25 protein-coding genes are annotated in these 26384 nt (G+C 62.6%); 8 read left to right on the top strand and 17 right to left on the bottom strand.

Annotated elements, in window-relative coordinates; translation table 11 throughout:
• Position 1 precedes the first annotated feature (1 nt).
• Complete coding sequence (locus K3G63_RS10310; RefSeq protein ID WP_220614046.1) at positions 2–484, bottom strand: VOC family protein; 483 nt, start codon at positions 482–484, stop codon at positions 2–4.
• Between the two features lie 94 nt (positions 485–578).
• A complete protein-coding gene (locus tag K3G63_RS10315) occupies positions 579–992 on the bottom strand; it encodes a hypothetical protein (protein WP_220614047.1) in 414 nt (137 codons plus the stop codon).
• A gap of 195 nt (positions 993–1187) precedes the next feature.
• Here K3G63_RS10315 and K3G63_RS10320 point away from each other — a divergent pair, with 195 nt between their 5' ends.
• The gene (locus K3G63_RS10320) at positions 1188–1487 is read left to right on the top strand and encodes a hypothetical protein (protein ID WP_220614048.1); all 300 of its coding nucleotides are present in this window, start codon (positions 1188–1190) and stop codon (positions 1485–1487) included.
• A 222-nt stretch (positions 1488–1709) separates the two neighbouring features.
• Here the strand turns inward: K3G63_RS10320 and K3G63_RS10325 are convergent, their stop codons facing one another.
• Together K3G63_RS10325 and K3G63_RS10330 are read right to left on the bottom strand one after the other, a co-directional pair.
• A complete protein-coding gene (locus tag K3G63_RS10325) occupies positions 1710–2729 on the bottom strand; it encodes an SDR family oxidoreductase (RefSeq protein ID WP_220614049.1) in 1020 nt (339 codons plus the stop codon).
• A 316-nt stretch (positions 2730–3045) separates the two neighbouring features.
• On the bottom strand, positions 3046–3534 hold the full coding sequence (locus K3G63_RS10330; protein ID WP_220614050.1) for an ankyrin repeat domain-containing protein: 489 nt from the start codon (positions 3532–3534) through the stop codon (positions 3046–3048).
• A gap of 237 nt (positions 3535–3771) precedes the next feature.
• On the opposite strand from K3G63_RS10330, the gene K3G63_RS10335 reads away from it, so the two are divergent.
• Positions 3772–4563: an SDR family NAD(P)-dependent oxidoreductase gene (locus tag K3G63_RS10335; protein ID WP_220614051.1), complete on the top strand. Its 792-nt coding sequence runs from the start codon at positions 3772–3774 to the stop codon at positions 4561–4563.
• Positions 4564–4630: 67 nt separating this feature from the next.
• Here the strand turns inward: K3G63_RS10335 and K3G63_RS10340 are convergent, their stop codons facing one another.
• From K3G63_RS10340 to K3G63_RS10350, 3 genes are read right to left on the bottom strand one after another with little or no spacing between them, the layout of a single operon-like run.
• Positions 4631–5788, bottom strand: a complete 1158-nt coding sequence (locus K3G63_RS10340; RefSeq protein WP_220614052.1) for an NAD(P)/FAD-dependent oxidoreductase — start codon at positions 5786–5788, stop codon at positions 4631–4633.
• 40 nt (positions 5789–5828) lie between these two features.
• Positions 5829–6263 carry a DUF4174 domain-containing protein gene (locus K3G63_RS10345; RefSeq protein WP_220614053.1) on the bottom strand — a complete coding sequence of 145 codons (435 nt, stop codon included), beginning with the start codon at positions 6261–6263 and terminating at the stop codon, positions 5829–5831.
• A 60-nt stretch (positions 6264–6323) separates the two neighbouring features.
• Positions 6324–7337 carry an alpha/beta hydrolase gene (locus tag K3G63_RS10350; RefSeq protein ID WP_220614054.1) on the bottom strand — a complete coding sequence of 338 codons (1014 nt, stop codon included), beginning with the start codon at positions 7335–7337 and terminating at the stop codon, positions 6324–6326.
• A 167-nt stretch (positions 7338–7504) separates the two neighbouring features.
• Between K3G63_RS10350 and K3G63_RS10355 the strand changes: the two genes are divergently transcribed.
• From K3G63_RS10355 to K3G63_RS10370, 4 genes are all read left to right on the top strand, one after another.
• Positions 7505–8260, top strand: a complete 756-nt coding sequence (locus K3G63_RS10355; protein ID WP_220614055.1) for a murein L,D-transpeptidase family protein — start codon at positions 7505–7507, stop codon at positions 8258–8260.
• Positions 8261–8389: 129 nt separating this feature from the next.
• A complete protein-coding gene (locus K3G63_RS10360) occupies positions 8390–9190 on the top strand; it encodes a M57 family metalloprotease (RefSeq protein ID WP_220614056.1) in 801 nt (266 codons plus the stop codon).
• A 93-nt stretch (positions 9191–9283) separates the two neighbouring features.
• A complete protein-coding gene (locus K3G63_RS10365) occupies positions 9284–9826 on the top strand; it encodes a CoA pyrophosphatase (RefSeq protein ID WP_220614057.1) in 543 nt (180 codons plus the stop codon).
• A 232-nt stretch (positions 9827–10058) separates the two neighbouring features.
• Positions 10059–11159 (top strand): YncE family protein, encoded by a 1101-nt coding sequence (locus tag K3G63_RS10370; RefSeq protein WP_220614058.1) that lies wholly within the window; start codon positions 10059–10061, stop codon positions 11157–11159.
• Between the two features lie 271 nt (positions 11160–11430).
• Here K3G63_RS10370 and K3G63_RS10375 read toward each other — a convergent pair whose 3' ends face one another.
• Positions 11431–12831, bottom strand: coding sequence for a DUF5723 family protein (locus K3G63_RS10375; protein ID WP_220614059.1), 1401 nt, complete (start codon positions 12829–12831; stop codon positions 11431–11433).
• Between the two features lie 137 nt (positions 12832–12968).
• Between K3G63_RS10375 and meaB the strand changes: the two genes are divergently transcribed.
• Entirely contained in the window at positions 12969–13946 is a 978-nt protein-coding gene (meaB, locus tag K3G63_RS10380; protein WP_220614060.1) for a methylmalonyl Co-A mutase-associated GTPase MeaB, read from the top strand.
• Positions 13947–14063: 117 nt separating this feature from the next.
• On the opposite strand, the gene K3G63_RS10385 is transcribed toward meaB, so the two are convergent.
• From K3G63_RS10385 to K3G63_RS10425, 9 genes are all read right to left on the bottom strand, one after another.
• Entirely contained in the window at positions 14064–14771 is a 708-nt protein-coding gene (locus tag K3G63_RS10385) for a hypothetical protein (protein ID WP_220614061.1), read from the bottom strand.
• A gap of 6 nt (positions 14772–14777) precedes the next feature.
• On the bottom strand, positions 14778–15290 hold the full coding sequence (locus K3G63_RS10390; RefSeq protein WP_220614062.1) for a hypothetical protein: 513 nt from the start codon (positions 15288–15290) through the stop codon (positions 14778–14780).
• Positions 15291–15370: 80 nt separating this feature from the next.
• Positions 15371–16102 carry an intradiol ring-cleavage dioxygenase gene (locus tag K3G63_RS10395; RefSeq protein ID WP_220614063.1) on the bottom strand — a complete coding sequence of 244 codons (732 nt, stop codon included), beginning with the start codon at positions 16100–16102 and terminating at the stop codon, positions 15371–15373.
• Between the two features lie 222 nt (positions 16103–16324).
• On the bottom strand, positions 16325–18985 hold the full coding sequence (locus K3G63_RS10400) for a DUF5916 domain-containing protein (protein WP_220614064.1): 2661 nt from the start codon (positions 18983–18985) through the stop codon (positions 16325–16327).
• A gap of 211 nt (positions 18986–19196) precedes the next feature.
• Positions 19197–22112, bottom strand: coding sequence for a M56 family metallopeptidase (locus K3G63_RS10405; RefSeq protein ID WP_220614065.1), 2916 nt, complete (start codon positions 22110–22112; stop codon positions 19197–19199).
• Positions 22109–22528 carry a BlaI/MecI/CopY family transcriptional regulator gene (locus tag K3G63_RS10410; protein WP_220614066.1) on the bottom strand — a complete coding sequence of 140 codons (420 nt, stop codon included), beginning with the start codon at positions 22526–22528 and terminating at the stop codon, positions 22109–22111. Before K3G63_RS10410 ends, K3G63_RS10405 begins: the two co-directional genes overlap by 4 nt.
• Before the next feature lie 300 nt (positions 22529–22828).
• On the bottom strand, positions 22829–23185 hold the full coding sequence (folB, locus tag K3G63_RS10415; RefSeq protein ID WP_220614067.1) for a dihydroneopterin aldolase: 357 nt from the start codon (positions 23183–23185) through the stop codon (positions 22829–22831).
• A 168-nt stretch (positions 23186–23353) separates the two neighbouring features.
• Positions 23354–24400: a DivIVA domain-containing protein gene (locus K3G63_RS10420; protein ID WP_220614068.1), complete on the bottom strand. Its 1047-nt coding sequence runs from the start codon at positions 24398–24400 to the stop codon at positions 23354–23356.
• 112 nt (positions 24401–24512) lie between these two features.
• Positions 24513–25439, bottom strand: coding sequence for a WD40 repeat domain-containing protein (locus K3G63_RS10425; protein WP_259404409.1), 927 nt, complete (start codon positions 25437–25439; stop codon positions 24513–24515).
• Between the two features lie 240 nt (positions 25440–25679).
• Here K3G63_RS10425 and K3G63_RS10430 point away from each other — a divergent pair, with 240 nt between their 5' ends.
• On the top strand, positions 25680–26336 hold the full coding sequence (locus tag K3G63_RS10430; protein WP_220614070.1) for a 4'-phosphopantetheinyl transferase superfamily protein: 657 nt from the start codon (positions 25680–25682) through the stop codon (positions 26334–26336).
• Positions 26337–26384 lie beyond the last annotated feature (48 nt).

Consider the following 26384-nt stretch of genomic DNA (forward strand, 5'->3'; position numbering starts at 1 on the left):
GTTAGAACCGGTCGTCGTTGACTTCTATCCAAAAGTTGTCGGGGTCCTGCAGGTACACTTGCTTCACGCCATCAGGGCGGGCGGTGGTTTGCTTGGCCTCTCCGGTCCAGCTGCTGTAGCGCGTCGCCGACTGATCTAGGCGGGCCATGAACTTCCCGAGGTCTTTCACCCGAAAGGCCAGGTGCGTGTCTTTGGCGTGGTCTTCTACCCGGGCAGCGCCCTGAATAAGGTGTAGCTGGCTGTGCGGCCCCATCCGAAACCACGCGTGCCGCCCATCGTGGAAAGGCTCCGGGATTGGCTTTAGCCCCAGCACATTCTGGTAGAATGCGGTGCTTTTCTGCAGGTCATACACGTACAGCGCTACGTGGTTTACAGCCGGGCGTACCTGGGCTGCTACCTTGCCAGCGCCCATCAGGGCCAGTGCCAAGGCTGTGGTACCAAGAATCCTGTTGCGGGTCATTGAAATCGTCACGGTGATTGACACAGTATAAGGTCGGCAGAATTGTTGCCCCGCCGGATAAGTACGCTATTTCTCGGCAATTCCAGTAGCATAAGCTACTTCCCAGCGCGCTCAGCGCTTAGCGCTGCTGTTGCAGCCACTTCACGGCTTCGGCTTCGGTTTCGCAGAACTGGTAGGTTAACCGTTTTTTATGTGATTCGGCTGTAACTGACTTGGAGGCCAGACGGGCAAATACATCCAGGGGCAGGAGTACGGCAGCGTAGCGGTACGGGCCTTCGCCTACGGCGCGCGGCAGCCATTCTTCCAGCACCCAGGTGCGCTCGGCTTCCGTGAAGGCCGTCAGGTCCCGTTGGTCGGCCAGTAGCTTGCTCCACTGGCGCAGCCGGAAGAGGCGGTCGAGCTGGCTGAGCACGGCCCGAAAGTCCTCGGGCTTCCGGATTCCCTTGTGCCACTTTACTACGGCAAACCCTTCGGGGCTCTCACAAATGCGGGCCGCGGCATTTTCAAAGTAAACAGGCGAGGCCAACGACATACGGAGGAGGGCAAGGGGTAGGGAGCCAATCAAATATAGGCGGAAGAACACAAGGTACCGAGCAAGCGAAGACCCTGGCAGCCTGGGCACGGAGCACGCCCTGGTGCCCGGCGATGCACCGTACCGCGGCTCTTGGCGGTAAAATCGGCGCGCAGGCTTGGGCTTGCGTATAGGGGTAGGAAAACCCCAGCACCTATGGAACCAGATACTTTTTCAACCGGGCCGGCGGGCGTGTACGCACAGATTGAGCACAAGGGCCAACACCTCACGGTGGTGAAGCTGCAGGAAGCCTACGCCGACGACCCTGCTACCCTGCTCCACCAACTCACGGCCGCGCTGGGCCTCTCCCCGGCCGCGCTGCTGCTGGTGCTACCCTCCGAGGGAAAGCCGCTGCTGGGCCAGGGTCCAGCCGAAGACCTGTACAACGATTTTCTATCAACCAATACGGCCGCCGTGGTAGAGCAGACCTGGAAGCCCCTGGAAAAGCACGGGTAGGTAGTGGTACTGGTTGGGCTCAACCAGAACGTTATGTCGAGCCTGTCGAGACATCTCGCTTGCTGACGTTTTAATGCTAATCCAACGATTCAAGCGAGATGTCTCGGCAAGCTCGACATGACGTTCACTTACTCCATATCTTCTACTTCCTACCCTCTTCATACACGCAAAAGCCTCCGGTCGCGCTGTGCGGCCGGAGGCTTTTCCTTCTTGGTCCAAAAACTACTCCTGGTTGCTGGCGGTGTTGTTGCGGCCGGAGAGCACGGCGACTAACACGCCGCCGGCCAGGGCCGCGAAGGCTCCCGCCATAACGGGGTGCAGGCTGGCGCGGGTGTACAGGCTCTTTTTCATGACGTAGCCCGGATGGTCGCCGTGGACTTTACCGTCGCGAACTTCAGGGCGGTGCAGGGAGCCGGCGGGGTGGCGCGGGGCCTCGTCGCGGGTTTGCAGCTTCATGTTTACTTTCTCGTTCATGAAGTCCATGGCCCGGGGGAAGTGCTTGTTCATCGAGCTGAACATCTTGCCGCCGCCGCCAATGTACACGTCGCGCTCCGGGTGCTGGGCAGCGTGAATAATGGCGTGGGCTACTTCCTCGGGCTCGTACACGGGTGGGGGCAGTTGGGGCTCCCGGTCCATGTAGTTGCGGGCGTGCTGGGGGAAGGGCGTGTTGATGGCGGCCGGCTTAATCAGCGTTACCGACACAGGCGCGCCTTCTTCTTCCAGCTCAATGCGCAGGGCATCGGTGAAGCCCTTGATGGCGTGCTTGCTAGCCGAGTACATGCCTTGGAGCGGAAAGGCAATATCTGAAGCCACGCTCCCCAGGTTGATAAGTGCGCCCCCGCGCTGCTTTAACAGCTTTATAGCTTCCAGTGAGCCGTTCACCACCCCCCAGTAGTTGGTGTCGAACATGCGGCGGCTGTCCTCGTCGCTTACTTCTTCCAGTCGGCCCCAAATGGAAGCCGCGGCGTTGTTGATCCAGGTATCGAAGCCGCCGAACCGCTCCTGGGCCGTAGCGGCAATGCGCTGCACGTCGGGGATACGGGCTACGTCGGCTACCACGGTAGCTACCCGGCCGCCCCGCTGGGTTAAGTCGGCAGCTACGCGGCGCAGGTCTTCCTCGCTGCGGGCGGCCAGTACTAGCCGGGCCCCGGCCTCGGCAGCCATGCGGGCCGTCGCCAGTCCAATACCGCTGGTAGCGCCGGTGATTACCAGCGTTTGTTGTTTCAAGGGTTTGAGTTTCATAGAAGTGCAGGATTAGATGCTCAGGTCATCTTCCCATACGCGCATGGCTTACCCACGGCCACCAGAGGCCCAAATTATGCCGTTCTGCAGCCATTTCCGTACTACCCCGGATGCTAGGGCCGCCGCTCCAAAGCGAGAGAAATTCCAGAACGATGGGCGCTATCCAACCCCACACCAGTACTGCCGGCAACCCAGTTCGCTCTGAGCTACCCCGCCCGATGGGAGGAACTCCCCACTGCCTGGGGCAGCTTTTTTGCGCCGGGTTCCGGAGCCGCCCTACCCTGACCAGGCTGCTGGGGCGGCTCTGGCGGCGCCACTACTCCTGGGGCAGCAAGTCCAGAGCTGTATTATTGCCCTGCTGAATGGCTAAGTCGCGGGCGGAGAGGCCCCGCACGTCGCGCAGGGTAGCATCGGCCCCGGCCTTGAGCAAGACAGGCACTACGTTGTGACGGCCGAAGAGGGTAGCAAACATGAGGGCCGTGCCGTCGTTGCCGTTGCGGGCGTTCAGGTCGGCGCCGTTGTCGATAAGCAGCTGGGCAATTTCGGGGTAGCCCTTGAAAGAAACCCCCATCAGGGCCGTGTTGCCGCTGGCATCGTGCACATTAGGATTGGCCCCGGCTTCCAGCAGCAGCCGGGTGGCTTCAATATGCCCGTCGTAGGCGGCCAGAATCAGAGGCGTGAAGCCACGACCATCCTGGTAGTTTACATCCACCCCCTCGGCCAACAGGCTTTTAATGGTGTCAACGTCGCCCATGCGGGCCGCGTTGGTGAGCAAATCTTCGGGACGGGACGAGGTAAACGACATGAGAACGTAAGGTTAGAGGTGAGCAACTATAACACGGCACCCGGGCAGAGGTTGGGCTGCGCGTCCGTGGGGCCGCCGCTACGGGTTCGGCGGGGCACCCCGGCGGCCCGGGAGGAGGATACGGGACCCACCGATAAATGGCTGCCCGGTTCAACCGTAAAAATCCAACGGCCGCTGACAAAACCGGTGGTTGCGGGTTATGCTACCTCCTACGTTTCTTCCATATCCGCATTTTGCATGGACTTACAACTCACCAATAAGGTAGCCCTGGTTACGGGCTCCACCGCCGGCATTGGGCTGGCTATTGCCCGCCGCCTGGCCGCCGAAGGCGCCGAAGTTATTCTGACCGGCCGCACGGAGGCCCGCCTGCAAGAGGCGCGCGCCGCTATTCTGCAGGAAACTTCCGGCGCGAAGCTGCGCACCGTGGCCGTTGATTTCAGCCGGGCCGAGCAGGTGCAGTACCTGCTGCTGGAAGTGCCCAGCGTGGATATTCTGGTGAACAACGTGGGCATCTTCGAGCCCAAGCCTTTTGCCGAAATTTCCGATGAGGACTGGCTGCGCTTCTTCGAGGTAAACGTGCTGAGCGGGGTGCGCCTCTCGCGCCAGTACTTTCCCCAGATGCTGCAGAAAAACTGGGGCCGCATTCTGTTTATCTCCAGCGAATCGGGCCTGCAGATTCCGGAGGAGATGATTCATTATGGCACCACCAAAACCGCGCAGCTGGGCGTGGCCCGCGGCCTGGCCGAACTGACCAAAGGCACGGAGGTTACCGTCAACTCGGTGCTGCCGGGCCCTACAGCCTCGGAAGGAGTAGAAGAGTTTCTGCAGAAGCTGGCTGGTGAGGGCAAAACCCGCGAGGAGGCCGAACACGAGTTCTTCCGCGACGCCCGCCCCTCGTCCCTGCTCAAGCGCTTCATCACTACCGAGGAAATTGCCAACATGGTAGCGTACCTGGCCAGCCCCCTCGCCATTGCTACCAACGGCGCCTCCGTGCGCGTCGACGGCGGGGTCATCCGCAGCATTGGGTAGCCAAAAGAACCTGGGTAAGGTATCAGTCAAGCCTTAACACCCGGGGCGCAGTGGCTGGTGCGGGCTTTTACCCTACCGCCCGCACCAGCCACCGCCGCACCCAGCCCAGCCGGCTGGCCGCAAACGCTGCTTCCACCAGCCAGGGTGCCCGTGCCAGCAGCCGCATGAGCCGGTAGCGCCGGGCCAGGTTGTGGCCCAGACGCCGGTGAACCGCCTGGTCGTAGGCGCGCAAGGCAGGGGCGCTAAAGTCGTGGCAGAGGCAGGCCCGTTGGGCATGCTCAGCCGCCAGCAGCCCGCTGATAACGGCTTTATCAATACCATGGCCCTGCAGGGGGTCGATGAGGGCGGCCGCATCGCCGCAGAGCAGCACCCGGGGGCCGGACAACGGGCGCACGGTGCCCCCCAGGGGCAACCCAAAGCCCCGCACCGGCCCTACCTGGCTCGCTGCGGCAAAGCGCCGGGCCAGGTGCGGATGGGCGGCCAGCAGCTCCTGAAGTACCTGCTTGAGGTCTATCTGCTGGCGCGCTATATCCTCCGAGAGCATTCCGAATCCGACATTGTACAGGCCGCCTCCTACCGGAAATACCCAGCAATAGCCGGCCCGGTAGCGGCGCAGAAACAGAAAGTCGCTGGTGGTAGCTGGGGTATCCTGCACCCCGCGGTAGTAGGCCCGCACGGCGGCGCAGTGCCGGGCGCGGTTGAGCGGCTGCGGCAGCAGGCTGCGGGCCACCACGGAATTAGCGCCGTCGCAGCCGATGACGAGGCGGGCCCGTAGCTCGGTTAAATCGGAAAGCTGCACCACCGCTCCCTGAGCCGTTACCCTCACGGTTTTCACTGGGCTTTGTTCGAGCACCACGGTAGTGGTATGGCGTCGGACCAGGGTAAGCAGGGCCTCGTCGAAGTGCCGGCGCGGACTGTTGAAAGCTGGTGCCTGCCACTCCACGCTCAGCTCCGCCCCGGCCGGCGAAACCAGACGACTAGTGCGCACGTCGGTGCGGTGGTCCTGGGTAAGGGTGCGCAGCTCGGTGGCATAGGCCGGGTTCAGGCGGGCCAGGGCTTTGAGAGTAGGGCCTGGAATGGCATCGCCGCACACTTTGTCGCGCGGGAACCGGGCCTTGTCGAGCAGGGCCACCCGCAAACCGCTGCCGGCCAAGCCGAGCGCGCAGGCGGTTCCAGCCGGCCCGGCCCCCACAATCAGCACATCGTATTCCGCGCTACAACTCACTCCCGAAAGTACGCAGGCTGGCTTGATAGATACCCGATTTTCATTTGGGCCGGCGCATTTCCTGCTGGCGCATGGGCATGGCGTCAATAACGGCGGACAGCTGCTCCGGCGTGAGCGGGCGGGTAGCGCGCTGCTTCACGCCTCCATCCTTCCCTATCAGCAGCACCGTGAACTCCGTAGCTGCTACCCCTAGCTGCTGGCGAAGGTAGCGCTGGTCGGGGGCCGGCAGGTGGGCGAAAACGGCTTCCCGTACCAGCAGGTCCCGCTCGCGCAAAGCAGGCTGCGCCTTAGCCAGCAGCTGCCGCTGGTGGCCTAGCTCCGGATGCTCGGGGGTAGGCGCGCACACGAGCAGTACCCGGTTCTGCCACTGGCTGGCTTTGATGGTGGCAGCCAGGGAAACGGCGGGCAAGGATTGTGCCTTGGCCATTGCACAACTCAGCACCCCGAGCAGCCCCCACAGTAATCGAGTACTCATAGTTTAATCAGGTAAAGCCCAGCAGCCGGTTGTGGCCGCGGCCCAGCTCTGCATACGTAGTTACCGGGGTATGTGGCTGGGGGCGGCGGGCGGGGCCGGCACTACCCCAGCCAGCCAAGCAAACACGCGCTGGTAGGCGTCGGTGCGTACCAGTGGAGCCGATAGAAACACGTCGTGCACAGCTCCGGGTACGGCCCGCACCGTTACCCGCTGGCCCAGGCGGGGCGCCAGCGCCCGGATATGGTCCACATCGAGCACAATGTCGGTGCACTGAACGTCCGGGTGCCAGGCACTACCCCCGGTGGTACGGTCGGAGTGCAGCACCAGCACGGGCTGGGTAATCTGTAAGCCCCGCCGTACCCGAGCCTGTCCCCGCCGGATAGCCCGCAGCCAGCCGGCATTTACGGGAAATACGTGGTTGGGCTTCCAGGCCAGGTTATACTCCCAGTGGCCCCGGTAGGCGCGGTGCAGGCTCTGCCCGTACGTGTCGGGCAGGCCGGCAGGCAGGGGTAGGTTGGGCCAGCGGGCCCCCAGCGCTACAGCCGCGGGCACGGCCACGTGCCGCCGCAACCACGATTGATGTAGCTCCAGGAACGGACTGTTCAGCACCAGAGCCACCAGCTCTGGCGGCCGGCGGTGGGCTGCGTACAGGGCCGCAATAAGCCCGCCGGTGGAGTGGCCGCTAAGTACTACGTCGGTCCAGCCTTCGGCTTGCACCTGCTTAAAGGCTGCATCCAAGTCCAGGAAGTACTCGGCTATATCCCGCACATTGTTGGGCCGCTGGTGGGGCAGCAGGGCCCGGCCGTACTTGCGTAACTCCAGGGCGAAGAACTGGTAGCCGTGCCGGGCATACTCCGCAGCCATTTCGCGCTGAAAAAAGTAGTCGTTGAAGCCGTGTATGTACAAGGCTGCCCGGTGCGCCGGGGCCGGCAGCTTCCGGCGGTGGCGCACCAGCACGGCATGCACCGCCCCTTCGTAGTCGGGTGGCTGGGGTAGCACCAGCTGGTCGAAATCGACCCCCAGCGGGTCGGGCTGGTAGATGGCGGGGGTAGCGGCAGCAGAAACGGACGACATACCAGTAGTACGGAAGAAAACCCCGGAACGACGGCGCGCCAAACATCCTGGGGCCACTGCAAAGCACACCGCTATATAGGGCTGTCTGTATACTAATACCTGCACTGTGGCCGTTCAGCTAGCTCCCGCGGGGCACCCGCTTGCCCAGCCCCGACTTCTCTTCCGTTATGCGCCCATTGCTTCTGCTAGCTGCCGCTTTGCTGGTGGCCCTGTATGCCCGTTCCTCGGCTCACCGACCCGAGCCAAATCCGGCCTTTCGATCCAACCAGCTCCGTTTCCCGCGTGTGCGCTCCGCCTACGAGCAGCACGAAGCCACGACCCAGGCACTGCTACGCCGGCATGGCCTGGCCCCCGAGCAGCTGGAGCTGTTCCTGCGCGCTTTTAAGGTAGGCCGCCGCCTGGAAGTGTGGGGCCGCAACCACGGGGCCAGACAATTCGTGCTGCTGCGCACGTTCCGGCTGGCGGGTACTTCGGGCGGCCTCGGCCCTAAGCGGCAGGCCGGCGACGGACAGATACCGGAGGGCTTCTACACCATCAACCGGTTTAATCCGGACAGTAAGTACTACCTCTCGCTGGGCCTAGACTACCCCAATGCCGCCGACCGCCACCGCAGCGGCACCCTCGACCCGGGCAACGATATTTTCATTCACGGCTCCAACGTAACCGTGGGCTGCCTGCCCATCACCGATGCGGGCATCCGGGAGCTGTACGTGCTGGCCGCCGAGGCCACGGCGGCCGGTCAAACGGCCATTCCGGTTCACATTTTTCCCTTCGAGCTAACGGCCGACAATCTGGCCCGCCGCCTGGCTAGTCGGCACCTGGCCTTCTGGCAGCAGCTGGCGGCGGGCTACCAGCAGTTCGAAGACACTCACCAGCTTCCTACCGTCCGGGTGAACGATGCCGGAATCTATGCGGTGCAGTAAGCTCAATGCTATTACTCAACGGGTAATCTGCTACTGTTCAGCGCATACTATTAAAAATAAATTAAAATAATTATACTATGCATATTTTAAATACATTGATTGACCTATCTCACACAACCAACACATTCTATGAAAAAGAACTCTTACCTCGTGGTAGCTGCTCTGGCTATGCTGACCACCGCGCTGGGTAGCTGCTCGGAGAAAGAAGCTGTTGTAAACAAACAGCAGGACATCAGCGCCGATGCGCTCAGCCAGATCCGGCAGCTTGGCTTCAGCGCCGCCAACGTACAGCGTGATGAGGATGGCAACTACGTAGTAGAAGGCGACATTGTACTATCCGCGGCCGATTTGAGCAGCCGCGCGGCCGTGCAGCTGCTGCGCGTGGGTCAGGCCGAGCAGTACCGCACCACCAACCTGGTAACGGGCTTGCCGCGCACCATTACCGTGAGCATTTCCAGCCAGCTGCCCAGCTCCTACGTGGCTGGCCTCGATGAGGCCATTGCCCGCTACAATGCCCAAAACCTGCAGCTCACGTTCACGCGGGTGTCGTCGGGGGGCAACATCAGCATTGCGCGCGGCAACGGCAGCTACCTGGCTTCGGCCGGCTTCCCGACGGGCGGCAACCCCTATGGGGAGGTGAAAGTTAACTCCCGCGCCATCGGCAACGCGCCGGCGCAGGCCTACCTGGCTACCATTTTAGCCCACGAAATCGGGCACTGCATCGGCTTCCGCCACACCGACTACATGGACCGGAGCTACAGCTGCGGCGGCGCCACCTCCAACGAGGGCGCCAGCACGGTGGGCGCCATCCTGATTCCGGGCACGCCGGCTGCGGCCGACCCCAACTCCTGGATGCTGGCCTGCATTGGCACCGGCCAGAGCCGCCCCTTCAATGCCAACGACCGCACGGCCCTCAGCTACCTGTACTAGCCCGGCCACCCTACCCCGGCGCCCGAGAAACGGGCGCGGGTATGTACCTTGCCAGCGCCGACGCGGACTTGCCCGCGTCGGCGCTGTTGCAGTATGCCCGATTTTCCGATTCCCAAAAACCTGCGCGACTCGGCCGTCCTCGTACCCGTTTTCCGCGATGCGCAGGGCGAGATACAGGTAGTGATGGTGCGCCGGGCGGCGTTTGGCGTCCACGGCGGCCAGCTGGCTTTCCCCGGCGGCAAGCACGAGCCCACGGACGAAAGCCTGCAAGCCACCGCCCTGCGCGAAGCCTTCGAGGAAGTGAGCCTGCCCCCGGCGCAGGTAGACATATTGGCGGCCCTGCCTTCCCAGGCCATACCCACCGGCTTCCGGATTGCGCCCTTCCTGGGCCGCATCCGCCGGCCCGCCGCCTGGCAGTGGCAAACTGCAGAAATTGACGAGGTGCTGGAAATTCCGCTGCGCCACCTGGCCGATGCCGCCAACCACACCCAGGAAACCTGGGAGCTGGCCGGCTGGCCCGGCCCCCGCCTGGTGCCCTTCTACCGAGTTGGCGCGGGCTACCAGCTCTGGGGGGCCAGCTACAACATTCTTCGCCCCCTTATCCCGCGCCTGCTGGCCGGCGAGTGGGAGGTGTGAAGCCCTGATTCCGTGATTGAGCGAGAACCAGTGGGGCAACAACGCTTGCCTTCCGGCACCCAAGACCTCTACAGGGGCTAACGGCTGCTTCCCCGCCGAAGGGTAGCGCTTCTTTGCTTGCGCTCCGGACGACAGAACCTGAAACCCACTACTTCGCTCCATCATGACCCTACCCCATCACAATTGGCACGAAATTGCGTTTAGGAAGCTTAATCCAAGCTTTTGACTTTTTATGAAACGACTTTCATTTTTGCCGCTGCTGCTGGCGCTGCTGCTGCCCGGCGCGGCCCTGGCCCAGCGCGAGCAATCCATCTGGCTCTTCGGCCAGCAGGCGGGCCTCTCGTTCCCGGCCGATGGAGGGGCCCCTACCCCCCTGCTCACCAGCAAGATGACGACCTATGAAGGCTCGGCAGTAGCAACCAACCAGCAGGGCCAGCTGCTGTTCTACACCAACGGCGAGTTCGTCTTCAACCGCCAGCACCAGGTGATGCCCAACGGCAAAAAGCTGATGGGCTCCAACTCCAGCACCCAGAGCGCCCTCATCGTGCCCGACCCCGGCAGCGGCAACGTGTTCTACGTGTTCACGGTGGGCGCTCAGGGCGGCCCTAATGGCCTGCGCTACTCCGTGGTGGACATGACCCGCGAAAATGGCCTCGGCGACGTGCCCCGCTCCAACGCCCTGCTCATTACGCCCGTGGCCGAAAAGCTGGCCGCCGTGCGCCACCAGAATGGCCGCGACGTGTGGGTGGTGGCCCACCGCTGGAATTCCAACGCCTTCGTAAGCTTTCTGGTGACGGCCGACGGGGTGCAGAGCAAGCCCATTATGAGCAACGTGGGCAGCATGCACGCCGGCCCCGGCCGCAACGCCATCGGGGCCATGAAGTTCTCGCCCGATGGCCGCAAGCTAGCCGTGGCCCTCTGGCGCGAGGCTAATAAGTACGAAGTATTCGACTTCGACCGCGCCACCGGGCAGGTGCGTAACGTGAAGTCATTTGCCCCCTACCCGGAAGCCTACGGCGTCGAATTCTCGCCCGATGGCAGCAAGCTCTATGGCTCCAGCAACGGGGAAGGCGGCGGGGAAGCCCAAATCTTCCAGTTTGATCTGAAAACGGGCAAGGCCACCGTAGTAGGCAAATCGGCTAACCGCAAGGTAGGCTCCCTGCAGCGCGCCCCCGACGGCAACATTTACGTGGCCCGCGAAGACAACCTCTTCCTCGGCATCATCCAGAACCCCAACTCCGAGGCGGCCAAGTACCTCGACAACGGCCTCAAACTCGGCGGCCGCCGCAGCAAGCTTGGCCTGCCCAACTTCATTACCGAGCCGGGGAAGTAATGGGGTGGTGAAATGGTGAATGAGTAAGTGAGTGCATGAGTGAAGTACTGTCAGGGCGAGGCTTCCAAGCCATCCGCCCTGACACAGCGTACTACCCCAGAAATGTGACAAGCCCTTACCTCCGTGCTGGAAGTAAGGGCTTGTTATGCTATCAGGCTGGTCATATGGAGAGGAAGGATGGCTTCGGGCCTCGCCCTGACAGTACTTCACTCATTCACTCACTTACTCATTCACCATTTCACTACTCATTCACTATTTCACCACCTCACCACTACTGGGTTTTGCCGCCCAGCTTAAAGCGCAGGAAGCCGCCGGCAACCGAGAGGTAGGGGTTTTTCGAGCTTACCAGACCGGCTACGTCACGGGTGCTGATGCCGGCTTCGTACACGTTGGTAGCCAGGGTGAGGCCCAGGGGCACGCTCACGCCGTAGCCCGCGCCGCCGGTCAGGCCGCTGCTCAGGCGCAGCCAGCGGGTAGGCTTGTAGTCGAGGCCGGCGCCCACGAAGGGGGTAGTGATATTGCCCGCCACGTTGTTGAGGGGCAGCGTTACATCAAGGCCATCCTCGAAAAACTCGCTGATGCGCAGGCCCGCGCCGGCGCGCAGCTTGGTGGGCAGCTCGGCCCGGCGCTCCTGCCCGGTTTGGTAGGTAAAGAGGCTATCGGAGCCGGTGGCGAAGATTTCGGCGGCTTCCTTGATGAAGTTGTAGGAGCCAATACCCTCCGATTTCAGCCGCTTCAGCTTCTGGTCGTTGGCCGTGAGCAGGTTGCCCTCCCAGGTCATGTGGCCGATGTCGGTAACGGCCAGGCCCAGGCGCACGGCCTTGCCCGCCTCTACGGCCAGGCCCAGATCGAAGCCGTGCCCTTTGCCCACGGGCTGCAAACCGTTGGCTCCGTCGCGCAGGTTAAAGCTCGGATTGCTGGCCATGCCGCCGTAGTCGAGGTCGAAAATAGGCGACATGGAGCTGTAGGCGCTCAGGTCGCCGGGGCGCACCCGGATATCCACGATGCCTACCCCCTGAATGTAGCGGTAGCCGGCTCCGGCCGAGAGTTGGAACAGGGGCAAGTCAATCAGGCGGGTGCCCCAGGCCAGGTTGAACTCGTTAAGCACGGAGAGCTGCAGGTCGGTGCCGGCCAGGGCCTCGGTTACCAGCGGCAGGTTGCCGGCCGCGGCGGAGGCGTAAATCGGCGCGTTGCGGCCCAGGAAGGCAATTTCGGCGGCGTTTTGGTTCAGGGCCACGTGGCCGGCCGTACGCACCCGGTTGCTGATGGCAATGCCCCCGATGACGGGCAGCTGCACGGCCAGGCCCAGGGTAGTAGCATCGGCGTTAAAGTTGAGGGCGTTGTCTGAGGTGAAGGCCCGGGCCAGCTCCTGCTTGTCGGCCAGCGTGAGGCCCTGGCTGGTGTTGAAGATAAACTTGCGCAGCTGTTGGCGCGTGAGCGACTGGGAGCCGGCCCCCGCTCCGAACTCGCCCACGGTAAAGGCCACCGTGGCCCCGCCTACCCGGCCCAGGTTGGCGGGGTTGATGCCGATGGCCTGGTAGTCGGTGGCGAAGGTAGTGGCTACGCCCCCGCGCCCGGTGGCCGTAAAGTTGCTCAGCTCGTTTTGCGCGTACACCGGCAGGGTGCTGCTCAGCAGCACTGCCGCCACGAGGGAGAAGACGTTTTTGCCCATACTTACGGAGGAGTTGAGCCGGGAGCCGGGCCATGTACCCGGACGGCTATTTTTCCAAATGTACGATATGGGGTAGTTTGCGGCCGTATTACCCGGTCAAGGGCACTCATTTCTCGGTCGGCTCCGTTTTTACTTCCATGGCCAAACGCTTTTCCGCTTCTGAATACACTGAGGGCATCCTCTCGGGCAACCGCGTGCTGCTCAGCCGGGCCATTACGCTGGTGGAAAGCACCCTGCCCTCCGACCAGGCCCTGGCCCAGCAGGTACTGGATGCGGTGCTGCCCCACGCCGGCCGCTCGGTGCGGGTGGGCATCACGGGGGTGCCGGGGGTAGGCAAAAGCACGTTCATTGAGGCCCTGGGCCTGCACCTGGTGCGGGAGCAGGGCAAGCGCCTGGCCGTGCTGGCCGTAGACCCCAGCTCCCAGCGCAGCGGCGGCAGCATCCTCGGCGACAAAACCCGCATGAACGAGCTGGCCGCCCACCCCCAGGCATTTATTCGCCCCTCCCCCGCCGGGCGCAGCCTGGGCGGCGTTACGCGCAGCACCCGCGAGGCCCTGGTGCTCTGCGAAGCCGCCGGCCACGACGTTATTTTCGTGGAAACTGTGGGCGTGGGTCAGAGCGAAACGGCCGTGCACGGCATGGTCGACTTCTTTCTGCTGCTGATGCTGGCCGGCGCCGGCGACGAGCTGCAGGGCATCAAGAAAGGCATCATGGAAATGGCCGATGCCGTGACCATCACCAAGGCCGATGGGAGCAACGAGCAGGCCGCCCGCCGGGCCCGCGCTGAGTACCAGAACGCGCTGCACCTGTTTCCGCTGGCGCCCAGCGCCTGGAGCCCGGTGGTTACTACCAGCTCAGCCTTGTCTGGAGCGGGCGTGCCGGAAGTGTGGGAGGTTATTGCCCAGTACGTGCAGCAAACTCAGGCCAGCGGCTACTTCCAGCGCCGCCGCCAGGAGCAACACCTGCACTGGCTCCACGAAACCATCCGGGAAGCCCTGGAAACCCGCTTTTACGCCCGCCCCGAGGTAGCCGCGCAGCTGCTGGTGCTGCGCCGGCAGGTCATGGATGGCCGCAAGTCCGCCTTCGGGGCAGCCGAGGAATTGCTAGGGTTGTAGAAACTGCCGGGCTTATAAAACTATCATTCTGCGCAGCAGGCAGAGACGAGAAAATTGAGGAAGCCTGCTGCTGATGAGCCCCAGCTCCATGCTGAAGCTCGGATGGACAGCTTGCGGTTAAGCCCGTACTTCCAGCACCACTACCAACGCGTTGTTGCTCAACGCTTCCAGCTCGAATTGCTCTGCATCCCACAGGGCCAGCCCATCCTTAGCGTGCAGCAGGCGGCCTTCCGCCTCAAAAGCACCGGCCAGCACGTAGGTAAACAGCAGGGAACTAGGGCTAGCCGCCCGGTACACCGCCTCGTGGCGGCCCGCAAAACGACCCAGGCTCAGGGCAAACGGTAGCTGGCTCGTCTCCGGGCTGGAGCCCGACACTATGCTGGCCAGCGCGTTTTCTAACTCTTCGAAGGCATACTGAAATACGGTGGGCCCAGCGCTGATGGGCAGCTCGGCGGCCAGCCAGAGGTGCAGAAAGCTAACCGCTTCGGTGGCGTAGGGGTTCCGCAGCTCCAGGGTGGCGCCCGGAGGTAGCGTACTTACGTGCACGTCTTCTACCTGCACCAGCGCCGTGTGGCCCCGCGAATCCTGGTATGCTACCTCGCCGGTTAGGGGTAGCAGCACGAGGTGCGTAGCCCGGGGTACTAGAAGCGTAACGGCCTGGCCGGGCAGCAGCGTTTCCTCATTAAATGCCAACAGCCGGCCCACGGCAGGGCGCTGGGTAGTGGTATACTCAGCAAAGGAAAGCACACTGCTACGGCTCGACTGCGGGGTCGTAACTGTCCCGTGCTGGTCGGCGAGGTAGATTCTTCCGGGCGTCTGCTTCATGAGGGGTTACCGAGGGGGGTGCAGGGCATGAATACTGAGGTAGGGCTGAATCTGGAACAAGTGCGTGAGCACCTCACCCCCAGCCGGGGCCGCCTGGTCCGCTACCAGCAGGTAGCTCCCGATGGTATCGAGCCAGGTAAGGGGCTCGGCGTAGAAGCTGATGGCCACCTGGTGGCGGGCCGGGTCCTGGAGGTCGGAGTTGATGATTTCAAACTGAAACTGGCTGAATTTCAGGAAATGCTTCCCCAGGTTGTTCACCACGTCGGGCACGAGGCCCTGAAGCTGCTGGACGTAGCCCCGCGCGGCCGCACTCACCAGAAAGTGCAGCTGCTCGGCGCCCGGGGCGTGATGCAGCAACTCGCCAAAGGTGCGGTGCCGGCGCTCCGGATTGTAGAACTGAGCCTGCAGACGGAACTCAGCGTAGGTATCCTCGAACACCAGCTTCTCCCAGGGCCGCGCCGAGCTGCTGGTGATGATTTTGCGGTAGCAAAGGGTAATTACCCGCTCGTGGTGGGCCATAATAGAAAGTACAATCAGCAGTACAGGGGTAGCCGCCCCGCAGCGGGGCGGCTACCCCAAGGGGGCCGGCGCAGGCAGCTTTACGCGGGTACAGCAAACGTAATGGACAGCTCAAAGCCGGCGGCAGTGCTGCCCGTCACGGTGGCCAGCTCCAGGCTTACCCCGTCGCTAAACACGTTGTCGGTGGCATTAGAAGTGTAACCCGACATGCCCTTGCTGTAGCCGTTGACGGCGGCTACGGCCGAGCCGCTGCCCTCAGGAAAGGCAATCTGGGTTACTTTCAGGGAAGTGCCCGTGGCCGAATACACGTGCACATGGATGTGAGTGGCCCGCCCCGAGTACCAGCCCGGGAAAATGGAGGTAAACGTTACTTGCCCGTTGGCGTCCGTGACCTGGCGCCCGCGCAAAAAGTGCACGCTCTGGTAGTTGGTCGACTGCATGCCGGTGCCGCCGTACTCAGAGTAGTTGCCCTGGGCGTCGCAGTGCCAGATGTCTACCAGGGCCCCGGCCAGGGCAGCGCAGCTGTTGTTGCTGTTGGTGATGGTAATTTTGGCCGTCAGCTTGTAGCCGGTGCGGCCGTCGGTAATATCGGAGCGCAGGTAGGAGGCCGGCACTTTCGTAGGGAAGGGGCCTTCGGTTTCAGTGGGGGCTACGGCGCAACTGCTGGAGCCCGTGGTGCCGCCTGTAGTGCCGCTGGTGCCGCTAGTGGCGGGCGTAACAGCATCAGCTTCCTCTTTGCTGCAAGCGGCCAGCACGGCCGGTGCAGAAATAGCTCCTACAAACAAGCTCTTGAGAAAATTCTTTCTTTCCATGGGACCAGACGGTTGAATCGAGTGAGTTAGTACCCGAATTTCCTCTGCCTCAGCCCGGTTACCAACCCCAATCGACTGTTTGCCCGCCTCAACCGACGAACTACTCGTTCCGGCAGCCCGGTCCGTTGTAAGGCCCCACTCCCACTTTTCTGCGTTAGCTAAAACTCCCCCGGCAACGCTGCTGGGGGAGTTTTTTCGTTCGCCATCAGGCCCCTTGGGGTGCTAGTTGCGCAGGCGCTTGAGCGTGAGGTAATCCAGGTAGTAAAGGATTTTGATGGATAGGTTATTGTTGTGCGGAGTGTTAATGGTATTGCTCAGATTGTTGAAGTAGAGCGGAGTGGCCTCGTTGGCTTCCAGGAACGTGGAGCCGGCATTCTTCCACACGATGCTTACCTGAGAGCCCGGGGCAAACCACCAGGAATACACCGCATCCACGTTGAAGGCATTAAAGGTATTGTCGCGGTTGCGGCGATAGTCCACCAGCGTTTCCTGGCCGTTTTTGCCGAGGCGGGCAAAGTCGCGGTAGTTCACGGTGCTGGTGTAGTGGCGCGTGCGAATGGTCAGGGACATGCGGTTGTTAAAGGTGTAGGCCCCCGACAGCGTATTCGTGACGGTCAGCACCCGGCGGCGGCCCAGCAGTACATCCACGGGCGGCATCCCCTTCGCCACATTGCCCCCCAGCACCCGAATCATAGTCGTATCCAGCGCCTGCCCGCCATCGAGCCCGCCGTTCACGTAGCCAATCTGGTTGTTGCTCAGGTTCCAGTCGAGCGAGTAGCGGAAGTTGAGTTGGTTATTCACGCGGTAGCGCGGCGAAATGCTCCAGCCATAGCCCATGCGGCGGGGGCGCACCAGCCGCTCGTCCTGGGCGTAGGTGCGCACGCCCCCGCTAATTTCCCCCGCCAGCTTCTTGCGGTAGTCCGACGAGAGGTAGCCGCTCGCGTTGACGTTGCCCGGCACCCGCACGTAGTAGTCGCCCAGCCGGTCTTGGCGCGGCTCGTAATAGTCGTGGGTGGCGGGGTTGGCCTCGAAGTTGGCTTCCACGGTCAGAAAATTCTTGGTAAACGTCGTATTAAAGCCCGCATTGAGGTTGACGTTTTGGTAGCGGGTAGGCTTGTACAGCAGCGAGTGGTTGATGTTATACCAGCTGTAAAAGTTATTGACCTTCCAGAAGGGCTTGTACTTATTGTAGCTGAGGTTGAGGCTCTGGCTGATGTTGTTGTTGCCGAACAGAATGCCCAGGTCGTTGGGGTTGTACTTATCCGACTCGATACCGTGATTCAGGCCCCAGGTGAAGTTGCCGCTGATTTTGCTGACTCCAAGCTGGTACTTGTAGCCGTCCTGGTCGTCGATCTGCTTATCGGTGCCGAATTCCCGGCCCCGCCGCCGCGAGTACACCAGCCGGCCATCGAGGGCGTAGGAGTTCTTTTTATTGGCAAAGCGAAACAACCCGCCCGTCACGTTGGCGTCGTAGGTGCTCCCCCAGCGCGTGACGTTGGTATTAATCAGCGAAACGTAGGAGTTGTTTTTCAGGCTCTGGTCCAGCACCACAATGTTGTAGTTGCTGAAGGGCTGGGTGAGTATCTGCCGCTCGCGCCCGTCTGCGGAGTCGCGCACGGTAGCATACACGTCGTTGCTAAGGGCGTTGAACACGCCCACGCCCAGCCCCTGCTTGGTGCGCCCCGAGACTTTGGTAGCGTTGAGCAGGCGCGTCACGCCGGGGTTGCTGACGATGACTTCCCCCGGCTGCCGCTGGCCGTCCGTACCCATTTTACTGGCGCGCAGCCGACGGGCCACGCTGCCAAACCCAATGGGCTGGGCCCCTACCCTGCGGGAATAGAACAGATTGCCTTTGTTGAACAGCTCGGTACCCTCGGTGAAAAACTGCCGGTTTTCCTGAAACTGCACTTCAAAGGGAGACAGGTTGAGCACCTGGTTATCGCTCTGCACCTGCCCGAAGTCGGGTACCAGCGTGGCGTCCAGGGTAAAGCTCTCATTGATGCCCCACTTTACATCGGCCCCGCCGTTGAAGCTGGTGTTGGCATTGCGCACGCCCTGCTCGTTGTAGGGGTAGTGATTCACGTAGCCCGAAACGTAGGGCGTGAGCGAGAGGCGGAGCGGGGGCTGAATGTCGCGCAGGCCGTGCAGCTCACCCCACTGGTTCACGAAGCCATCCACGGCGGGCTTTACCTCATTCCAGAAGAAGGCTTGGTTGTCGCGCTTGCGCTGGCGCATGAAGTTGAGGCCCCAGAGCTGCTCGGGCACCTTGCTGAAGCGAATGGCCGAGTAGGGAATCCGTAGCTCGGCAATCCAGTCGGTGCCGCGCAGGCTGGTGCGCGAGTCCCAGACGGCATTCCAGTTAAAATCTTCGCCCCCGGCCGGGGAGTAGCGCGAGTCCATCTGCACTCCGCCTGTCGTCACGATAAAGCCGTACCCGTTGATTTTGTCGTGGTAGGTATCCAGAAACACCCCGAAAAAATCGGTGTTGCCGGCATCATCCCGCGGCGAGAGTTCCCGCATAATGGAGTCCTGGGCCACGTCGTGCATCACGGCCCCGATGTAGAGGTTGGCGTCATCGTAGAGAATGCGCACCTCGGTCGGATGTTTTTCGTGCGGGCCAGGGTTAGGACGGTTCTGGATAAAGTCGGTGGCTACGGGAGCCTGCTGCCAGACAGCCTCATCCAGCACCCCGTCCAGCTTAATGGTTTCGGTGATGCGCACGGCTTGCAGGTGGCGCTTGGGGGCGGGCACGGCGGCTGCCGCAGCCGTTGTGCTTGGGGAAGGCGTCTGAGCGCGGGCCAGGCTGGCGCAGAGCGTGAGGCAAACCAGAAGGAGCGCACGGTAGCAGTTCACGACAAGAAGGCGGGAGTAGAGGTAGAGCAATCGGGTGGGAAACGAGGTGGGTAAAACACCCGACAATCAGCACGGGGTGAGGTACTGGCGTTGGGACGGGGGTAGCGCGGCCAGGCGGAGCGCCGGCGGAACGTAGCAATAGATGCGCTACTGCCTTCAACCGTTGCCTCATTGTATTCAGAAACTGCTATAAAAAAGCCGGCCGCCGTTGCAGCGGCGGCCGGCGAGGCAGAGCAACGCGTTACTCACTCACGGAAATCTGGATGTTGCTGCGGGTAGTACCCCCCTTCCCGTCGGGGGCTTCTAGCAGGCGGCGGTACTTTTCGGCTGTCTCGGCGGACTGTTTTTTCCCGTTTACCGTCAGGCCCGACTCATTTAACTGAAGCTGAAAGGCTTTGTCGGTGGCTCCAATCAGGCCATCCTTGCGCAATTCGGCCCGTACTTCATCCGAGTCTACGCGCGGTGCCCGGGGCGGGGCCGGGGGCAGCGGCACGCTCGGCGCACTCGGGGCGGGCGGCACTGGGGGCGCGGCCGGGGGTGCCGGCGCCAGCGGCGCGCGGGGTGGCCGGGGGGGCCGCCCCCCGCTAGTGTAGGTGGTGTTGCGCGAGGTTTGGGTGTTTAGTACGAAGGAGCTGCTGGCGCCCAGCTTCCGGCCGGTTTGCTTTTCCACCAGCCGCAGGTACTTGTCGCGCAGGGCCGTAGGCTGCTTCTTGCCGTTCACCGTCAGGGTGGTAGCCGTGAGGCTGAACTGGAAGTTATCCGAGTCTTTGATCAGGCCGTCCTTGCGCAGCTCCTGGCGCAGGGCATCTTCGGTAACGGAGCCGGGGCGGCGGGTAGAGCTGCTGGTGCCGGTGGCGCGCATGGTGCGCGCTACCCGCTCGGTTTCGCGGTGCGCGGCTTCCGTTTCGCGGTGGGCCGCCTCTGTGTCGCGGTGGGCCGCTTCCAGTTGCCGCTCCAGATCCTTCATTTCCAGCCCAAGCCGCGCAGCTTCGCGGGTGTCCTTGCGGCTTTCGGCAGCGGCTTGGCGGCGCGCCAGCTCCCCAATGCGGCGGGCAATATCGCCTTCCCGACGTGCCCGGTCGCCTTCCCGGCGGGCTACGTCGCCCTCGCGGCGGGCAGCTTCGCTGAGGCGGCGGGTGGCCTCCTCGTCCAAGCCGCCGTTCCAGCGGCCGTTGCCCAGGTGGCCCTCGGTAGCTTCCTCCCGGAGTCGCTCCCACTGGTCTTCCTGCTGTTCGCGCAGGGTTTCCTGCCGGTCGTGCAGGCGCTCCAAGGCTTCCTCCAGCTTCTCGCGCTCCTGGTCGGTGCGGGCGTTATTGGCAGCTTCCCGCAGGCTTTGCTCGGCGTGGCGCAAGGCTTCGGTGTGCTCATTGCGGAAGGTGAAGCCATTGCTGTGCCACTGTGGGTTTTCGCGCAGCTGGCGGCGGGCGTCGGCTACGGCCCGCTCGGCGTCGCGGCGGATACGGACGGTTTCGGCCTCGCTCAGCCCCCGGAACTGGAAGGAGCGGGCAAAGTTGTCATCGAAGTGGAAGTTGCTGTTCGACCAGCCGCTGGGGCTGGGTACCCGGATTACTTCTACCTGGCGCTCCGCCTTCTTGCTGTTCTTGCGGGCACCCTGGCCCGTGTCTACGGTTTGCCCGTTGACGGAAAGGTTGGTAAGGCGGCCTTTTTTATCTTTCTCGATAACCACCGTGCCCGCCCCACCCCGGCGCGGCTCCTGCACGATTACCACCTGGCGGGCATCTTTGCGCTTCTTCCTCTTCTCCTTGTCATCCTCATCGTCGACGTCTGCGAAGCTTGCGCCGCTGCCAGCGGCCAGGGCGGTTACTACCTCCTGCTCATCGGCTTCAGGGGCCTCCGGTGCTTCAGCCGGCGCCGGAGCTAAACTGGCAGCCGGGCTAAGCGGCTGTAGCACGTCGGCGTCGGGGATGGTAAATTCAGCGGCTATTTCGCTTTTTTTCCGGGTAGTATCGGGCTCGGCAGCCAGAAAAGGCAGCCGCGAGAGGGCACTGCTGCCATCCACCAACCCGGCCGCCGGGCGCGGGTCGGCTATGGCCACGGCCGAGGTCAGGAGCACCAGGCCGCCCAGCACTACGCAGGCTGCCATGAACCCCTCGGAGAAAGTAGGCGCCGTGCGGCCTTGCACCAGCCGCCGGATGCGGCCCAGCACCGACCCATCGGGCCCCAGCGCCGACATGGCAAACTGGTTGACGGGCTCCGGCGCGGCGCTTAGCTCGGCCAGGGCGGCCAGGGCGCGGGCCACGGTAAGCGGGTTGCCGCCTACCATTGCCGTGGCGGCGTCGTCGCAGCAGTTTTCGCGCTCCGTGCGCAGGCAAGCCGTGATAAACCACACGGCCGGATGGTAGAAGAACAGCGTTTCGGCCACGGATTGCAACAGGTTCATGAGGTAGTCGCGGCGCTGCACGTGGGCCAGCTCGTGAGCCAGGATGGCTTCCAGATAGGTGGTACTCAGGCCCGTGACAGTGCCCAGGGGGAGCAGCACCATAGGCCGCAGGTGCCCCACCACCACGGGCACCCGCACCAGCGCCGACTCCAGCAGTTCAATAGGGTGGTGCACTCCGGCGCGGGCAGCCAGAGTAGCCAGGCGCTCCTGCCACTCCTGGCCCAGAGGTTGCACCCGGTAGCGGCGCAGGCGCTGCACGTAGGCCAGCCCCCCCAGCAGGCGGAGCGTCATAGCCAGCAACCCCAGCAGCCATGCCGCCACCAGCACGGGAATGTTCTGGTCGAAGTATATCAGCCAGGCCCGCAGGCCGGTGGGGGCTACCTCGGTGGTCAGTACCTCCGGCGTGGTCACGATACCATCGGAAGGCACGATAGCCGCGCTGCTGGCTACCCCAGTCGTGACGATACCATCTGCCAGCGGAGTGGCTTCGTCCTCTACCATGTAACCAGCTACTGGCCTCACTTCTGGGGGCGCAGCCACGTAGTAGCGCACAAACGTAACGCCTGCCAGCAGCAGCAGCACGACCAGCCCGAGGCCGGCGGTGCGGTAGCGAACCTCCGCGCTATGCTTGCGCAACAGTAGCAGCAAACCGGCTAGGGCCAGGGCTACCACGGCGCCCTGCCACAACGAGTGCACTAACGTCCAGCCCAGGGCGCGTACCAGCGCGGGCGGCAACAATTGTTCGAGCCAGTTCATGGGGCTTCGTCGGTTGAGGGTGGGGTAGTATCGTTTTGAATTTCGATGTCGTTGAGCAGGCGCCGGATCTGGGCCAACTCCTCGCGGGAAGTGCGACGGTTGCCCAGCGCCTGCATCACCAGCTTCATGGCCGAGCCTCCGAAGGCCGATTCCACGAACTTATCGAGCAGCAGGCCCTGGGTTTCCTCTTCCCGCACAGCAGCGCGGTACACGTGGGTTTTACTTTCGTCGTCGCGCAGCACCAGGCCTTTGTCGAGCATTAGCTGGAGCAGCTTGAGCGTGGTCGTGTAGCCCACGTCGCGCTTGCGGCTTAGCTCGTCGTTCACGAACCGGACGGTGCTGGGGCCGTGCTGCCAGAGCACCTGCAAAATTTCCAGCTCCGATTCAGTGGGTTTAGGAAGGGGGGATTTACTCATTGCACAAGGGGTAAGCGGTACTAGATTAGACGTCTGCCTGACGCGCGTCCGTTGCCTGTGGTTGGTTTCCTTCGCGCCGGAAAGCAGGCAGCTGGTTGCTACGAATCAGTTCGTACATCAAACGTATACGAAACATATCGTAGAAGCAAGTTTAATCTACGATTTTTTTCGTATAATATTCCAAAGAAAAGAAAAGCAGCCTGTTACAGCTGCTTTTTTCAAACTCGCTCCCGCCTTCAGCCTACAGGCTGAAACCACCAGTACGGGGGGCTGCGAGCCAAGTGGCTTTCCTCCTGCTGATCAGCGCCGCCGCTCCAGCGTAATGCGGGCCCGGTGGCAAATACCGCCCAAGGGGGGGTTGAACTTCGACACACTGACCCGCACTCCGCTGATGTAGGGAAACTCCTCCAGCACCCGGTCCAGCACGCGGTGGCCCAGGTGCTCCAGCAGGCGGGCCGGAGCGCGCATTTCCTCCGCTACTACCCGATAAAGAATTTCATAGTTGACGGTTTCGCGCAGCTGGTCGGAGGCCCCGGCGGCGTGCAGATCCGTGTCGATGTAAAGGTCCACGCCGTACTTATTCCCGATTTTCTGTTCTTCGTCGTAGTATCCGTGAAAGGCGAAAAACTCCATGCCTTCCAGTGCAATCTGGCCCATGTGATAAACTGATGAGTGGTAAAACGTATGGCCAGAACTTCAGGCCAGAACTGGGGGTAGGCGTACGGCAAGCTGGCTAGTACCAACCCAAGCCTATCCTACAAAACAACGAAGCCTGCCCCGGAAGGCAGGCTTCGTGTTTGCGTATAAAGGAGGGAGCAAGCGACCCTACAGCTCATCGAAAAACGACTTTTCTCCGAGTGCAGCGGCCGTAGCGAAGCTCGGCTGGCCGGGGTGCGTCACGGGGGCGGGCTGATTAATTTCGGGGTGGCTGGGGCCGATGGGCTGAATATCGGGCGCCGGGGGCTCCACGCGCGGCGCATCGGGCTCGGGCACACGGGAGGGGCTCGGCGGATCGATGTGCGGGGCGGGCGAAATGCCGGGGTTTTCGCCTGGACTGCCGGGGCGCTCAATTTCGGGGCCGGGCTGCTGGGCTGGGGCGCCGGGGTCTGGCTGCTGGCCGGGCTTGGGATTGTAGCCGGTGGCCGCACCCGTTTCGGGCGGGGCTGAGCGTGCCGGAGCGGCGGCGGGCTCGTTGAAGAAAGCAGCAGAGCCGCCCGCTACAGCGGCGGCAGAAGAAGTAGAAGCAGTGGAAACGTACATGGTAGCGTCGGGGTTAGGTGAGTCGTCGGCGGGAGAGTGCGGACGGTTCACTTTTACGCTTGCGGCCCGGGAAAGGATGGCCGCCGTACTGGTTTTCGGCCGGCTACGGGCCTTTTCCACCTTATCCAAGGCATCGGAAGCTAACCGGTGCAAATCACGCGTGAGGCCGTCGAGCAGGCTCTCCAGGCGCTGGCACTCCTGGCCCAGCCCGTTCACCTCCTTCTGCATGTCGGCAATGGTGCGCTCGGCCTGCTGGTAGGCGTCATCTACCACACTGCGGGCTTTCTGGCGGGCATCGGCCAGCAGCTGCTCGGCCTGTAGCTGCGCCTCCCGGATGCGCAGCTGGGCATCGCGCTGGGCTTGCTCCGTGATGCTGTTGCCGGTGTCTTCGGCCGTTTTGAGGGTGCGGTAGAGGCTGGTTTCCACCTCCCGCATCTTTTGCACCTCCTGCGTGGCGTGGTCGAGCTTGAGGCGCAGTTCCCGGTTTTCGTCGCCCATCCGCTCCCACTGCTGGGAAAGCGTCAGCAGGAAAGCCTGTACTTCGTCCTTGTCTAATCCCCGAAAGGCTTTTTCAAAGGTTTTTTGCCGGATATCGAGGGCGGTAATTTTCATGGTTGATGGGGTAATGGGGGTAGTAGGCGCTGAGCAGGGGGCGGGCGGCAACCAAGGAAGAACCTCGGCCTATTGTACGGCGGTTTCGCGTTTTCACGCGTCGCACTCCTCGCTACTCACTACTAAGCTGCCACACCGCGAGGCTGCGGTCGTCGCTACACGAAACTAGCCGATTCTGCCTTCCCGGCCAAAACAACTTGTTCACGGAGGTGCCGTGGCCAGCGTGGCGGGCCCGGTCTACTACCCGCAGCAGCTCCCACGACTGAGCGTTCCAGAGCTTGATGCTTTTGTCCATGCTGCAGGTAGCTAGCAGCTGCGCATCCGGGGAAAAGGCCAGGTGGTTAATGGTGAACATATGGGCTACGATGCTGCGGTGCTCCTGGTAGCCGGCTGCTACATCCCAGATGCGCAGGTGCGCGTCGCGGCCGGCCGTGAGCAGGTAGCGCCCATCGGGGGAGTACTCGGCAGTAAACACGGAATTAGTAGCACCCTCAATGACGCGCTTAACCCGCAGGGAGCCGGCATCCAGCACCCGCACCCGCCAGTCGGAGCCTCCCACGGTTAGCTCCCCCCGCTGCTCGTGCAGGGCCAGGCAGCGCAGGCTTTTCTCGGAGAGGCGCAGCAACGTCTCCACCCTAAAGTCATCGGCCCGCAGCACGGCCAGCGTACCATCGGCCAAGCCCGCGTAAAGGCGCTGCTGGCGGGCCGAATATACTATAGCAAAAATGGCCGTGGCGGGCAGGGCGGTGGCGTAGACCAGCTTCTTCGCCGCTAAATCAATTACCTGAATGCCCTGGAAGTTATGGCCCAGCACCAGCAGGTTGCGCTCGGGCAGGTGCAACAGCGCATATACCGAATTTTCTACCTTGGCCACCAGTTCTCCGTCTTGCTCAGGCGCTGCCACATTCCAGGCCGCAACCAAGCCATCGGCGCCCGCCGAGTAGAATGTTTCCTGCCCGGCCGTACCCGCCAGGGCATACACACAGTCGCGGTGGCCGGTAAGGGTAGCGAGTTTCTGAACGTGGGGGCGAGAGGGCAATTGGGAAAAGAGTAGATGAGTGAATGAGGGCGTGAGGGCGCAAAGATACCGCCGAAGCACTACCCAGGCACAACATTGCTTTTTACGAAGCCCTGTCCTCCGAAGCAAAGCCAGGAAGCTGGTTTCCATCGAGTGGCTATTTGACGTCCTTGATCTTCGCGGGATGCGCAAAAGGCGGCGGATGGCAGTTTTTCTACGGAAGTGTACCTTCACCCACTCACTCATCCTCTTTTTCAGCCCTTGCCGCTCCACTCCCTCTCCCCTATTTCGCAGACCGCCGCCCTGGGCCTGTGGCACCTCACGGAAACCGCCGAGGAGTTGTGGCCTCTGCTGCCGGCCCAGGCGCACTACCTGGCCCGTTACCCCGATGGGCGCGACGAGTTGCGGGCCCGGCAGTGGCTGGCGGGCCGGGTGCTGGCCCATCAGTTGCTGCGGGAGCTGAACGATACGCCCGCTACCCTTCACAACGACCCCAATGGCCGTCCTTACTTCCCGGAGTTGCCCACCTATGGCGTGTCCCTCTCGCACTCAGGGGAGTGGGTGGCCGGCTTACTTTCTACCCAAGCGGCGGTTGGCATAGATATTGAGCTAGTACGCCCGAAAGCGCAACAGTTGGCCCGCCGGTTTCTATCGGAAGCGGAGCAGGCCAATGCCGGCAGCGAACCAGCTACCTATTGTCTCTACTGGAGTGCCAAAGAGACGCTCTACAAGCTGCACAGCCGCCGGGGCCTGGTGTTTAAAGAGCAGTTACTGCTCAGCCCGTTTGAGCTGCGGGAGGCAGGTGTATTGACGGGACACCTGTTGCTCGAAAACTTCCGCAGCCACCACCAGATTCACTACCTGCGCCCACATCCCGACTACGTGCTAACTTACGCCATCGGTGACGTGGTGAGGTAGTGAAATAGTGAGTCTGCCGGTCTTACGCGCTTATTCACGAGCACTACC

It is taken from the genome of Hymenobacter sp. HSC-4F20 (genome assembly GCF_019599275.1).
Lineage (GTDB): Bacteria > Bacteroidota > Bacteroidia > Cytophagales > Hymenobacteraceae > Hymenobacter.